The 12,411-nt window shown below is 63.1% G+C and carries 11 protein-coding genes; 6 read left to right on the top strand and 5 right to left on the bottom strand.

Translation table 11 applies throughout. From position 1 onward, the window contains the following. The first annotated feature begins 13 nt into the window (after positions 1-13). Together Q363_RS00365 and Q363_RS00360 are read left to right on the top strand one after the other, a co-directional pair. Positions 14-1,219, top strand: a complete 1,206-nt coding sequence (locus tag Q363_RS00365) for an HhH-GPD family protein (RefSeq protein WP_084079788.1) — start codon at positions 14-16, stop codon at positions 1,217-1,219. Positions 1,220-1,249: 30 nt separating this feature from the next. Next, positions 1,250-2,935 (top strand): M28 family peptidase, encoded by a 1,686-nt coding sequence (locus Q363_RS00360; protein WP_035346945.1) that lies wholly within the window; start codon positions 1,250-1,252, stop codon positions 2,933-2,935. A gap of 76 nt (positions 2,936-3,011) precedes the next feature. Here the strand turns inward: Q363_RS00360 and Q363_RS00355 are convergent, their stop codons facing one another. Further along, positions 3,012-3,434: a DUF1761 domain-containing protein gene (locus Q363_RS00355; protein WP_035346943.1), complete on the bottom strand. Its 423-nt coding sequence runs from the start codon at positions 3,432-3,434 to the stop codon at positions 3,012-3,014. A 140-nt stretch (positions 3,435-3,574) separates the two neighbouring features. Then, on the bottom strand, positions 3,575-5,845 hold the full coding sequence (locus tag Q363_RS00350; protein ID WP_035346942.1) for a GH92 family glycosyl hydrolase: 2,271 nt from the start codon (positions 5,843-5,845) through the stop codon (positions 3,575-3,577). Between the two features lie 338 nt (positions 5,846-6,183). On the opposite strand from Q363_RS00350, the gene Q363_RS00340 reads away from it, so the two are divergent. Then, entirely contained in the window at positions 6,184-6,609 is a 426-nt protein-coding gene (locus Q363_RS00340; RefSeq protein WP_035346939.1) for an OsmC family protein, read from the top strand. A 60-nt stretch (positions 6,610-6,669) separates the two neighbouring features. Here the strand turns inward: Q363_RS00340 and Q363_RS00335 are convergent, their stop codons facing one another. Then, positions 6,670-7,446 carry an SDR family NAD(P)-dependent oxidoreductase gene (locus Q363_RS00335; protein ID WP_035346938.1) on the bottom strand — a complete coding sequence of 259 codons (777 nt, stop codon included), beginning with the start codon at positions 7,444-7,446 and terminating at the stop codon, positions 6,670-6,672. A 113-nt stretch (positions 7,447-7,559) separates the two neighbouring features. Between Q363_RS00335 and Q363_RS00330 the strand changes: the two genes are divergently transcribed. After that, positions 7,560-8,036: a winged helix-turn-helix transcriptional regulator gene (locus tag Q363_RS00330; protein ID WP_035346937.1), complete on the top strand. Its 477-nt coding sequence runs from the start codon at positions 7,560-7,562 to the stop codon at positions 8,034-8,036. 30 nt (positions 8,037-8,066) lie between these two features. Here Q363_RS00330 and hslU read toward each other — a convergent pair whose 3' ends face one another. Continuing rightward, the gene (hslU, locus tag Q363_RS00325; protein WP_035346934.1) at positions 8,067-9,626 is read right to left on the bottom strand and encodes an ATP-dependent protease ATPase subunit HslU; all 1,560 of its coding nucleotides are present in this window, start codon (positions 9,624-9,626) and stop codon (positions 8,067-8,069) included. A gap of 33 nt (positions 9,627-9,659) precedes the next feature. Further along, positions 9,660-10,370, bottom strand: coding sequence for an ATP-dependent protease subunit HslV (hslV, locus tag Q363_RS00320; RefSeq protein WP_425387618.1), 711 nt, complete (start codon positions 10,368-10,370; stop codon positions 9,660-9,662). A gap of 107 nt (positions 10,371-10,477) precedes the next feature. Here hslV and Q363_RS00315 point away from each other — a divergent pair, with 107 nt between their 5' ends. Together Q363_RS00315 and Q363_RS00310 are read left to right on the top strand one after the other, a co-directional pair. Continuing rightward, entirely contained in the window at positions 10,478-10,996 is a 519-nt protein-coding gene (locus Q363_RS00315; RefSeq protein WP_051978120.1) for a hypothetical protein, read from the top strand. 32 nt (positions 10,997-11,028) lie between these two features. Beyond that, a complete protein-coding gene (locus Q363_RS00310) occupies positions 11,029-11,979 on the top strand; it encodes a cation diffusion facilitator family transporter (RefSeq protein WP_035346932.1) in 951 nt (316 codons plus the stop codon). The last annotated feature ends 432 nt before the right edge of the window (positions 11,980-12,411 follow it).

Raw genomic sequence — 12,411 nt, 5'->3', positions numbered from 1 at the left:
GACTGTCATCCGCATGCAAGCTACTTCACGGCTCCAGCTTCTCGACGCGCACGACGCGCACTCCGCCTCGGCGCGCACCGAGCTGGACCCACACGCCTTCCGCCGCCGCCTGATGAGCTGGTACCGCGCCCACGCGCGCGAGCTTCCCTGGCGCGGAGTGACCGACCCCTATCGCACGTGGGTGTCCGAGGTGATGCTGCAGCAGACGCGCGTCGCCGCCGTGATCGAGCACTATAACAACTTCCTGCGCCGCTTCCCCACCATCGTCGCGCTGGCGCTGGCCGCGGAGGAGGAGGTGCTCGCCGCGTGGTCGGGCCTCGGCTACTACCGCCGCGCGCGCATGCTGCACAAGGCGGCGCAGTTTATTGTGCAGGAGCGCGGAGGCTCGCTGCCCCACACCGCAGCCGAACTGCGCACACTGCCCGGCATCGGCGAGTACACCTGCGCCGCCATCGCCTCTATCGCCTTCGGAGAGAGCGTTCCGGTAATCGACGGCAATGTGGAGCGCGTGCTGCTCCGACTGACCGGCCGCGCCGAAGACGCAACCGCAGCGGGCCGTGGGTTCGTGCAACAGCAGGCCGCCGCGCTGGTTCCGCGCCGGCGCGTCGAGCACAACGTCAACGCCGCCGGCGACCACAACCAGGCCATGATGGAGCTTGGAGCCACGATCTGCCTGCCTCGCGCGCCGCTGTGCCTGCACTGCCCGGTCTTCAGCATGTGCCAGACGCGCGGCGAGCACATCACGCCTTCGCGCGCCGTACAGCGCAGCCGGCCGGCCGCTTATCTGCTGAACCTGCGCAAGCGCGGCACCATCACCGAGGTTCTGCTGGAACGGCGCGCCCAGGACACCAGCCTGATGGCCGGCATGTACGAGCTTCCTCCGCTGCCGCTCGATGCCGTCCAGGGCCGCGAGCCCATGCTTCGGCTGCGCCACGCCATCACGAACACCAACTACTACGTGCAGGTCTTTTCGCCGCGCGGACGCTACGATCGCGGTCTGCGCCGCGCCGTTCCTGCTGCGCGCGCGGACCTGCAGTGGGTTCGCACCAGCCGGCTGCTCTCGCTTCCGCTCACAGGCCTGGCGCGCAAGGTGCTGCAGCGACTCGATGTGATGGCCGTTCAGCCGGTGCGGCTGCCCGAGCCAGAACCCGAAGCTCCGGTGCGCAGAGGCCGCCGGAGCTCGTCCCGCCCTGCCGCTAAACTGAAGCCAACGTACTGAAGTCACCGCCCTACCCACAGGAGTTCGAACGTGAACCACCTCCGCCTTGCTGCCCTCTCGCTTTTCTGCCTCTCAACGGCCTTGCTCGCGCAGTCCATACCCCCCGCGGTGAAGGCCGCCGAGGCCTCGATCGACCCCGAGAAGATTCGCGCTCACGTGAAGTTTCTCTCCGACGATCTGCTCGAAGGCCGCGGCCCTGGCATGCGCGGAGGCGAGATCGCCGCGCAGTACATCGCGACGCAGTTCGCGCTCTACGGCCTGAAGCCGGGCGGCGACAACGGGACGTTTCTGCAGCAGGTGAACTTCGTCGGCACCAAGACCGTTGGCGACAAGACGCACTTCTCGTTCGTTCCGGACAAGCCGAAGGGTGGCGGTATGTCCATCGCGCTCTACTCCTACGATCTGAAGTACGGTGACGATTACACCGTGAACAACCGCAAGCTGACGGAGACCGCAGATATCAAAGCCCCGATCGTCTTCGTCGGCTACGGAGTGAACGCGCCGGAGTTCGGCTGGAACGACTACGCCGGCGTCGATGTGAAGGGCAAGGTAGTGCTGTGCATCGTCGGCGATCCTCCATCGGACGACCCGAAGTTCTTCGGCGGCAAGGCGTTGACATACTACGGCCGTTGGACCTACAAGTTCGAAGAGGCTGCGCGCCAAGGCGCTGTGGGCGCGCTGATCATTCACCGTACCGATCTTGCGAGCTACGGCTGGGACGTGGTGAAGAACTCGAACACCAGCGAGAAGACCTACCTGCGCGACGACAAGGACCCGCAACTCGAAGCCGCAAGCTGGATCACGCTTGAGAGCGCGCGGCAGCTCTTTAAGGCAGCGAATCTCGATCTCGAACAGGAGATGACGGCCGCGGGCAAAAAGGGCTTCAAGGCGGTGGAGCTTCCCGTCAGCCTCGAGGCGCACATCGAGAGCAAGGTGCGCAGCTTCCAGTCGCCGAACGTCGTCGGAATCCTTCCCGGCGCGAACGTCGCGGAACATAAGCCGGACCAGGCGGTGATTTACACGGCGCACTACGATCACCTGGGCTCCGTGCCCGGCATGGCCGGCGACAACATCTACAATGGCGCCGCCGACAACGGCACAGGCTGCGGCATGGTTCTGGAACTCGCGCGCGCGTGGGCCGCGTCGGGCATCAAGCCGCCGCACTCGGTCGTCTTCGCGTCAGTGGCGGCAGAGGAGCAGGGTCTGCTTGGCTCCGAATACCTCGGCCAGCATCCTCCGATCCCTGCGTCGCAGATCGCGCTCGACATCAACTACGACATGATCCTTCCCATCGGAATCCCGCGGGAGGTGAACCTCAACGGAGCGCAGCGCACCACCTTCTACCCGACGGTTGAGGCCACGGCGAAGCGTTTCGACTTCACCATCGTTCCGGACGCGCATCCCGAGGCCGGAAGCTACTACCGCTCCGACCACTTCTCGCTGTCGCGCGTCGGCATCCCTGCCTTCTCGGTCGAGCAGGGCGAACTCTTCGAGGGCCACGACGAGGCGTGGGGACAGGCGAAGGCAAAGGACTTCGTCGACCACGACTACCACAACTTCACGGATAACTACCACGCCGACTGGGACTTCGCGGGCAACGCGAAGCTGATCCGCTTCGGCATGGAACTGGGCTGGGAGGCGATCTCCGCGCCAAAGATGATCGAGTGGCTGCCGGGCGAAGAGTTCGAAGTGGCGCGGAAAAAGTCGGAGAAGTAGTTGTCAGTTGTCAGTTGTCAGTTGCAGGTTGCAGGTTGTCAGTGGTTGTCTTTCAACCGACAAACTGCAACTGGCATCAAGCCGTCTTCTGCCTCCAGCCGCCCAGCACTGCGCCCATCAGGACCATTCCCACCAGGCAATAGCCGCTGGTGATGGCGAGGATCTTCACGCCACGTCCCTCGAAGGCGTACTCGGTGGCGAACGTTGCGAAGACCGTGCAGAACCACAGGATCACGGCGAGCTGCATTCCGCGCGCAGCTGTCGCCGGTCCAGTGATCTGGATCAACCAGGACAGGAACAGCGCGAGCGCGAGCGTAAGCATGAGTGCGACGAGGTAGGCGAGCATCGGGCTTACCCCACTGGCCTGCAGCTGCTCCAAGGTCTTGCCGATGCCTTCCAGCCACGCGCTGCGGAAGGCCGTGAACCAGATCGCGCCCAGCCCGAAGTAGCAGAGCGTCGCAACAAGAATCGCCAGCGGAAAGTGACGCACATCGTTCATAGAGAAGCCTCGCCTCGTGAGAGTTCAACGCACGTGAAGATGGCGGCAATTGTAGCGCGAAAGGTGCTAGTTGCAAGTTGTCAGTTGCAGGTTGCCCGCGAAATACAAAAAACGGATAACCTGCAACCTGCAACTAACAACTACTTCCCGACCGGTCTGCCTCGCCACGCACTGCCCCACTTCGAAGGCTCTGGCCCCATGACGAACTCGAGCGTGCCGCCCTGCATGATCTGGTTGTAGGTAATGACGGGATTGTCGAGGGACTTGCCGTTGAGGGTTGCGGACTGGATGTAGACGTTCGTTGCGCTATTGTTCTTTGCGGCGACCGTGAAGGTCTTGTCGTTGGCGAGCTTCAGCGACATGCCCGCAAACATGGGGCTGCCGATCATGTACTCCGCGCTTGCCGGGTTCACCGGGTAGAAGCCCATCGCCGTAAACAGCAGCCACGAGGACATCTGCCCGCAGTCATCGTCGCCGTCGATGCCTGACGGCGCGTTGGCGTACTCCGCCCTGATGATCTCGCGCACCTTCGCCTGCGTCTTCCACGGCTTGCCCGAGTAGTCGTATAGATAGCCATAGTGATGGCTGGGCTCGTTGGAGTGCTTGTTGTGGCCTCCGGCAAAATGCTGGTCGAGCTTCGCGTTGTACTTGTCGGCGCCGCCCATCAAGTCCATCAGGCCGGGGAGATCGTGCAATCCGCCCCACGTGTACACCCACGCATCCCCTTCGGTCCATCCGGAGACAGAGCGGTTATGCGGGTCGTCGCGGCCACCCCCGATAGGAGCCCATGCGCCGTTCGATATCTTGCCGTTCAACAGGCCGAGCGCGGGATTGTAGAGGTGCTGGTAGTTGAGCGAGCGATGGAGAAAGAACTCGTAATCTTTCTGCCTGCCAAGAATCTTAGCGACCTGCGCGACGCACCAGTCGTCGTAGCTGTCCTCGATGGTACGCGAGGCAGCCTCGTCGGTTTTGTCCGTTGGGATGTAGCCGAGCTGCTTGTAGTACGTCAGCCCGCCGCGCGCCTCATAGGGTGTGTGCGGCTCGCGATCCAGCCACCGCCGCATTGTGTCGCCGTCGGGAGGCGTCATCGCGTCCTTGTAGACGGCGTCCCACGCGGTCTGCGCGTCGAAGCCGGTGAAGCCCTTCACCAGCGCCTCGGCGACGAGCGAGTCGGCGTGCGTGCCGATCATGATGTTCGTGTACGAAGGGTTCGGCCACTTCGGCATCCAACCGCCTTCTTTGTAGTTCTGGAGCAGAGCGGTGATCATGCCGGGAATGCGCTCGGGCGCGAGCAGCGTGATCATGCTGTTCTCGGCGCGGAAGGTGTCCCAGATGGAGTACGCCGTGTAGGACTCGCCGTTATGGATCGTGTCATCGAAGGCCGAGTAGTAGCGTCCGTACTCGGAGAAGACGCGAGGGTAGAGCAGCGCGTGATACAGCGCCGTGTAGATCATCCTGCGCTCGTCGTCCGTCGCGCCGTCGACGCTCACGCGCGAGAGCTTGTCGTTCCACGTGGAACGCAGCTTCTTCTGCACGGCGTCGAAGTCCCACGCCGGAATCTCCTTGCGCAGATTCTCGCGCGCCTGCTCGATGCTCAGGAACGACGTGCCTACGCGCAGCTCGATCGTCGCGCCATACTCGCTGGGCGCCTGCGCGAAGTCGGCATAGACGCCACGCGCGCCCGCGCCGTCCATCCCGTAGGTGGCCGCGCGTTCCCAGCGCTGGCGAAACTGGACGACGAAATACCCTTTGAAGTTCGGCAGCGCGAACGGACCGAGGTTGCGGTCGGTGCGATCCGGATTGTAGCCGGTGATCTCGAAGTGCTCTGCGTCCACCTTCGCGTCGCCTGCGACGCCCGGCCGCGAGGCCTCGACGAGCACACGTCCCGCCGTGCCCTGCGCGAAGTGAAACCGCATGTAGGCGCAGCGCTCGGTTGCGGTCATCTCGGCGCGGATGCGGCTCGAATCCTTCGCGGTCATCCACACGGAGTAGTAGTCCGGCCGCGCGACCTCGTCTTCATGGCGAAAGCTCATCTGCCTTGCTTCGGGCGTCGTCTCAAGCGCGTGCCCGCTCTGCGAGATGACCTGCGGGATGATGGTGACGTAGCCATAGTCGCCCATCCAGATCGCCGGCTGGTGTGTTCCCATGAAGCCCTGAACGTTTGTGTCCTCGTACTTGTAGCTGACGACGCTGAGCCGGTTCTGCCGGGTCTGAGCGGTCCAGTTCGTCATCCCGAAGGGCGGCGTCACAAACGGCATCGTTCCGCCGTAGCCGATCTTTCCTTCGCCCGTGCCGATGTAGGGATTCACCCACGACACGCCGTCGTGCTCCTGGCCGAAGACGTTGATTGCTGACGAAGCGACAAGCGCGGCAACGCCGCAGAGAAGGGCACAAGCGATGGAGTTCTTCATCGCTAAAAACGATAGCAGGCTGCGGGGAGCGCGTCAGTATTGGCTAGTAGAAGTCGGCGCAGCTGAGGAAGTAGCCGCAGGTGCGGCATACCAGCTTGCAGCGGCTGTCCTCTAGGCGCGACGAGCAGGTTGGGCAGTAGACCTGATGATGTTCCGTTTTGATGGGGCACTCGGTCTCCGAGTCTAGCCGCTCGGCTGTCTCGTCTGCGTGCGTGGTCTGGAGGGACATTCCGTAAGCGTAGCGCACCTTGCGGAATTTTCAACCAGCCGAGGGCGACCGGGAAGCATCGAATCGTGTACCGTCGAAACTGCGGTTGAAAACAAAAAGGAGAACACCTATGGATCGCTACGCAAGCGCAGTATGGCACGGCACGCTCAAAGAGGGCAAGGGCACCATCAGCACGCAGAGCGGCACGCTCAAGGACACGCAGTACAGCTTCGCGGCCCGCTTCGCCGAGGGCGTCGGCACGAACCCCGAGGAGCTGATCGCCGCCGCGCACTCCGGCTGCTACACCATGGCTTTGAGCGCGCAGCTCACCGAGGCCGGGTTCAAGCCCGAGATGATCGAGACCAAGGCCGTCGTCACGCTCGACCTGCACGGCGAAGGCCCGACGATCACCAAGATTCACCTGACGAACACGTCCAAGGTACCCGGCCTCGACAAGGCGAAGTTCGACGAGCTGGCAGGCAAGGCCAAGGTTGGCTGCCCGGTCTCGAAGGTGTTGAAGGCCGCTGAGATCACGCTCGACGCAACGCTGGTTTAACTCATCTCAAAAAAATGGGCCGCGCGTCCTCTCGCGCGGCCCCATTATCTAGAGCGCGAATTAGCCACGCGCTCCAGCGCCACCGAACGGAGTTCCTGTCATTCCGCCGTCGACGAAGAGTTCCGCCCCCTGCACATACGACGAGTCGTCGGAGGCGAGGAAGAGCACGGCCTTCGCGATCTCATCGGCCTCACCCATGCGTCCCAGCGGGATGACCTTCGAGAGCTGCTGCTCAAGGCCCGACACCTGCTCTTCGGTGCGCGAGGCGTTGCGAGACCAGATGGGAGTCTTGGTGGCTCCCGGCGCGACGACGTTGACGCGAATGCCGCGCGGCGAGAGGTCGGCAGCCAATGACCGCGCCAGCGCGCGAACGCCTGCCTTCGTGGCCGCATAGGCCGCATAGCCCGGCTGTCCCAGCGTGCCGATGACGGAGCCGTTCAGGATGATCGAGGCAGCGTCGTTGAGGTAGGGCAGTGAGTCCTCCACGGTGAAGAAGACCGAGGTGAGATTCGTGTCGATGATCTGGCGGAAGAGTTCTTCGGAGGTCTTTCCAGCGGGAGTGTTGCCGGGAATGCCTGCGTTCGCAAAGACGATATCCAGTTTGCCGAACTTGTCGGCAGCCTCTTTGAAGGCGGCCTTGCGCGCGGCTGAATCGGTGATCTCCACCTTGAGCGCGTGTGCCTTGGGGCCGAGCAGCTTCAGCGCCTCGTCGAGTGTCTGCTGGTTGCGGCCGGTGATAATGACCTCCGCGCCCTCGTCGACGAAGAGCTTAGCCGTCGCCAGTCCTATACCGCTGTTTCCGCCTGTGATGAGTGCCTTCTTTCCCTTCAATCGCATCGTGGTCTTCCTCTTTCCGGCGTTCGCCGTGAATGTTTGCAGCCGTTTCTTTGGATGAGCGAAATGGTTTCAAGATGCAACTAGTTCTGGTAGAATATTCCCAGGAGGGCGAGATGAAGCATAAGTCCAATCAGGACAGCGTCTGCCCTATCGCTCGCTCACTCGATGTCGTTGGCGAGTGGTGGTCGCTGTTGATCGTCCGCGACGCCATGCTGGGGGTCAAGCGGTTCTCGGAGTTCGAGCGTGGACTGGGCATGGCAAAGAACATTCTTGCTGTACGGCTGAGGGCGTTGGTGGAGGCCGGTGTTCTGCGTGTGGTTCCCGCATCGGACGGCAGCGCCTACAGCGAGTACGAGCTGACTGAGAAGGGCAAAGACCTGCTGCCGACGATGGTCGCGCTGCGGCAGTGGGGAGAGAAGCACATGTTCGGCAAGGGCGATGAACACTCCAGCCTTCTCGACAGACCGCATCGCAAGCCTCTGGCGAAGATCACCGTGCGGAGCGCGGACGGTCGTGAGCTTGGAGTGGACGATGTAGAGTTGCTGATGCCTGAAGTCGAAGGCAAATCAAAACGCCGCCGCCATGCGTGATCGCAGCGGCGCTCGAAGGGTGAACCTATGCTACAGGATGTAGCGGCTGAGGTCCTGATCCTTGACGATCGAGGCCACCTGCTGGCGCACGTACTCGGGATCGACGACGATCACCTTCTCGGCTCCGGCGCTGGTTGCCCGCTCGATCACGGGAAGCGGCGAGGCCGCACCGGAGGCCGCGATCTGCGCGACCACGCCCTCTTCGGTGGCCTCGCTGCGCGAGGCCTTCATCAGGTCGGGAGCCTGGAAGCTGATCTCATCGAGCACGCGCTCGAGGATGGTGTGCAGGCGGCGCGCGCCGATGTTCTCGGTCGTCTCGTTCACACGGAAGGCAAACTGCGCCATCTCGCCAATCGCTTCCTTGGTGAACTCCAGCTTCAGGCCTTCGGTCTCGAGCAGCGCAACCGCCTGCTTGACGAGCGAGCTCTTGGGCTCGGTGAGGATGCGAACGAAGTCTTCGACGGTGAGCGACTGCAGCTCGACGCGAATGGGGAAGCGGCCCTGCAGCTCGGGGATGAGGTCGCTCGGCTTCGAGACGTGGAAGGCACCTGCTGCGATGAAGAGTATGTGGTCGGTCGAGACCATGCCGTACTTCGTGTTGACGGTGGTGCCTTCGACGATGGGCAGGATGTCACGCTGCACGCCCTCGCGCGAGACGTCGGGGCCGTGGCCTCCTTCGCGGCCGGCGATCTTGTCGATCTCATCGAGGAAGACCATGCCGGAGTCCTCGACGCGCTCCACGGCGAGGCGTGTGACCTGATCCATGTCGATGAGGCGGTTCTCCTCCTCCTGCACGAGGTAGTCGAAGGCCTCGGCGACCTTCATCTTGCGCTTCTTGGTGCGCTGGCCGAAGAGCCCGGGGATCATGTCCTTGAGGTTGATGTCCATCTCCTCGGTGCCCTGGTTGGTGATGATCTCGAAGCTCGGTGTGTTGCGATCACGCACGTCGAGCTCGACGATGCGCTCATCGAGCTTGCCCTCGCGGAACTGCTGGCGCAGCTTCTCGCGGGTGCGCTGCTCGCGCTCGCCGGGCTGGTCTTCATGGGCGGCCGCGGCGCCGTGCTCGGGTGTCGCGGCGGACAGATGGATGACGTTCGAGCCGGGCTCATGCGTCGCCTGCGATGCGGGCGATGGAGGAAGCAGAAGGTCGAGCAGGCGGTCTTCGGCGGCGAGTTCGGCCTTGTCCTCGACCTCTTCCATCTTCTCCTCGCGCACCATGTCGATGGCGATCTCGACGAGGTCGCGGACGATGGACTCGACGTCGCGGCCGACGTAGCCGACCTCGGTGAACTTGCTCGCTTCGACCTTGAGGAAGGGCGAGTTGGTGAGCTTGGCGAGGCGGCGCGCGATCTCGGTCTTGCCGACGCCGGTGGGCCCGATCATGATGATGTTCTTGGGCATGATCTCGTCGGCGAGTTCAGGCGCGAGCTTCTGGCGGCGCATGCGGTTGCGCAGCGCGATGGCGACGGCGCGCTTGGCGGCCTGCTGGCCGACGACGTACTTGTCCAGCTCGGCGACGATCTCGCGCGGCGTCATCTCGTCGAGTGCGAGGGATTGATCGTCAGCGGTTCCGGGTAGATAGATTGCCATGGGTGTTGCTCCTGGAAGATAAAGCGATGACGCTTACGCGGTCGCCTTCAACTCCTCAATTGTGAAGGTCTGGTTGGTGTAGATGCAGATGTCGCCGGCGATCTTCATCGATTTTTCTGCGATCTCGCGGGCGGAGAGGTTGGTGTTGTCGAGCAGGGCGCGGCCCGCGGCCAATGCGAAGCTTCCGCCGGAGCCGATGGCGCAGATGCCCTCGTCGGGGTCGATGACATCTCCGGTGCCGGAGAGCATGAGGGTCTGGCGCGTGTCGGCGACGATGAGCAGGGCCTCGAGCTGACGGAGCATCTTGTCGGTGCGCCAGTCCTTGGCGAGCTCGACGGCGGCTCGGCTCAGGTTTCCGGCGTATTGCTCGAGCTTGGTCTCGAAGCGGGCGAAGAGGGAGAAGGCGTCGGCGGTGGAGCCGGCGAATCCGGCGAGCACCTTGTCCTGGTAGAGGCGGCGGATCTTTTTTGCCGAGTGCTTCATGACGGTGTTGCCGAGGGAGACCTGCCCGTCGGCGGCCATGACGACCGAGCCGTCGCGGCGGACGCAGACGACGGTGGTGGAGCGGATGCGGCGGCCGTCTCCCAGATCAAGCGGGTGAGCGAGGTTGGATGCCGAGCCTCGAAGATCTGTGGTTCGGATGGTCCGGTCAGGCAGGCTGGCGGAGGCGGCTTTCAGGGGAGGGGTTGAAGGTCGGGATGACGAAAACTTGCGGTTTTTGAGCACATGCCAGTATATCGCCACCCAGTTTGGGAGATCGGGCGGCCCCGGCGAACCTCGGGTAGCACTGTTTTGGCAGAAAGCGGCGAACACGAGACGGGTGAGGTGGGCTATGCTCTTGGCAGACTGCCGTGCTCGAGTTCATTCCAGAGGATCTTTCGTTACCGCTGCGGTCGCCGCGCAATGTTGCGGCAGCGGTCGCGGCGGCGGCTGCGATCGGGGGCGTGGCCTGGTACCTTCTGCGCCGGCCGCGGCCTACGGCGGAGGAGATCGAGCATGCTCGGCGCGTACACCTGGCCTCGATCGGGCGGATCACGGACGGCAGCATCACGGAGGCTCCGTATCTCCAGGAGGACATGCCCACGCCGCGGCTGATCGTCTACAACTACCGGATCGGCGGGGTGAGCTACGAGGCGGCGCAGGATGTGACTGCGCTGGCGGAGCTGGTGCGCGACGTCCGCACCGACCTTCCGGTGCAGGTGCGGTACGAGCCTCACAATCCGGCCAACAGCATCGTGGTGGCGGAGAGCTGGAGCGGCCTGCGCCTGTCAGCAGATGTTCCGCGGCCGATTCTCGGGATCGACCGGCACATGGAAGACAGACACCGCCCCGTGGAAGACAGACACAAGCCTGCAACGCACGGCGATTGAAGCGGTTGTCCGGCGGGGACTACACTTAAGTCATGCATATGGTCGCCAGCCCGAACCGCCGCATGCAGATGGTGCTGAAGGTGTCGATGGGGCTGACGTTCGCCTATGTGGTGGCGACGTTTCTCTTCGGCCTGAAGGCGCACTCGCTGGCCCTGATCTCGGAGGCCGGCCACAACCTGAGCGACCTGCTGGCGATCGTGCTCTCCTACGTTGCGGTTTATTTTCAGACCCGTCCGGCGACGGATGAGAAGACGTTTGGCTATCAGCGGGCCGGGGTTCTGGCGGCGTTTGTGAACGCGGCGACGCTGGTGGTGCTCTCGGTGTGGATCGCGGTTGAGGCGATCGAGCGGCTGAGCACGCCGGTGGAGGTTCACCCGCAGCTGATGATGGAGGTTGCAGCGGCCGGCGTGGTGATGAACGGAACTGTCGCGGCGCTGCTGTGGCGCTTCTCGGGCGACGTGAACATACGGAGCGTCTTTCTGCATATGCTGGGCGATACACTCTCGACCGCGGCGGTGATCGCGGGCGGCGCGGCGATTCTGTTTACCGGGATGACGTGGGTGGACCCGGTGCTTTCGTTGCTGATTGCGACGATGATCGTGTGGAGCTCGGTGGGGATCATCCGCGAGACGCTGAACATCCTGCTCGAAGGCACGCCGCGCAGCGTGAGCCTGGGCGCGGTTCGCGAGGCGATGGCGACCGTGGACGGCGTGCTGGACGTGCACGACCTGCACGTCTGGAGTCTGGGGTCGCAGACGCACGCTCTGGCCAGTCATGTGACGGTGAACGAGATGCCTGCGTCGGAGTGCTCGTCGATCCTCGAGGCCATCAATGACAGGCTGCGGGAGCGGTTCAAGATTACGCATACGACGATCCAGTTTGAGACGACGGGGTGCGAGACGACGCATGGATGCAGCTCGCCTCCGGAGCCGGAGGAGGTGGGGGCGCACGGGCATCACCACCATCACGATCACTCGCACTGACCCTCCCCTCCCCTTGGATTTGTGCAAAGTATTCAAAGTAGATACTTTAGCCTGGTACCTTGGGTGTAAGGTGTTGATTTTGCAGGGTTTTGTCTTGCAGATTGTTGATTTAAAGGGAAAAGCCCCGAGAATTCGGGGCTTTTCTGTTTCTTTGTATGTATTTAGTTTAGCAGATTGGGTGGGGTGAATCGGCGCTTTTCGGGATTTTGTTTTTTGAGGTTAAGCTGCTTTGTTTCTGTCATTTGATGGATTTTTGCCTGAACAGGGGGGCTTGACAGGTCCGACCGCAGTGAAGGCATACTCCAGGGGCTGAAGCCCCTTCTTTTTGAACGGTGGAGAGGGCCAAGCCTGAAGGCTTGTCGCACCTAGAAGCGGTTCGAGCTTCGCCCGAATGACCCACTCATGCGATGAAGCCGCATGAATGGGGCACCC

This window comes from Edaphobacter aggregans DSM 19364, from assembly GCF_000745965.1.
In the GTDB taxonomy this organism is placed as follows: domain Bacteria; phylum Acidobacteriota; class Terriglobia; order Terriglobales; family Acidobacteriaceae; genus Edaphobacter; species Edaphobacter aggregans.
This window is presented reverse-complemented; position numbering and strand designations above follow the sequence as displayed.

Coding starts and splice junctions, on each gene's coding strand:
- Q363_RS00330 (WP_035346937.1), top strand. CDS start 7,560: ATGAAGCATAAGTCCAATCAGGACAGCGTCTGCCCTATCGCTCGCTCA.
- Q363_RS00350 (WP_035346942.1), bottom strand. CDS start 5,845: ATGAAGAACTCCATCGCTTGTGCCCTTCTCTGCGGCGTTGCCGCGCTT.
- Q363_RS00365 (WP_084079788.1), top strand. CDS start 14: ATGCAAGCTACTTCACGGCTCCAGCTTCTCGACGCGCACGACGCGCAC.
- Q363_RS00355 (WP_035346943.1), bottom strand. CDS start 3,434: ATGAACGATGTGCGTCACTTTCCGCTGGCGATTCTTGTTGCGACGCTC.
- hslU (WP_035346934.1), bottom strand. CDS start 9,626: ATGGCAATCTATCTACCCGGAACCGCTGACGATCAATCCCTCGCACTC.
- Q363_RS00335 (WP_035346938.1), bottom strand. CDS start 7,446: ATGCGATTGAAGGGAAAGAAGGCACTCATCACAGGCGGAAACAGCGGT.
- Q363_RS00340 (WP_035346939.1), top strand. CDS start 6,184: ATGGATCGCTACGCAAGCGCAGTATGGCACGGCACGCTCAAAGAGGGC.
- Q363_RS00310 (WP_035346932.1), top strand. CDS start 11,029: ATGCATATGGTCGCCAGCCCGAACCGCCGCATGCAGATGGTGCTGAAG.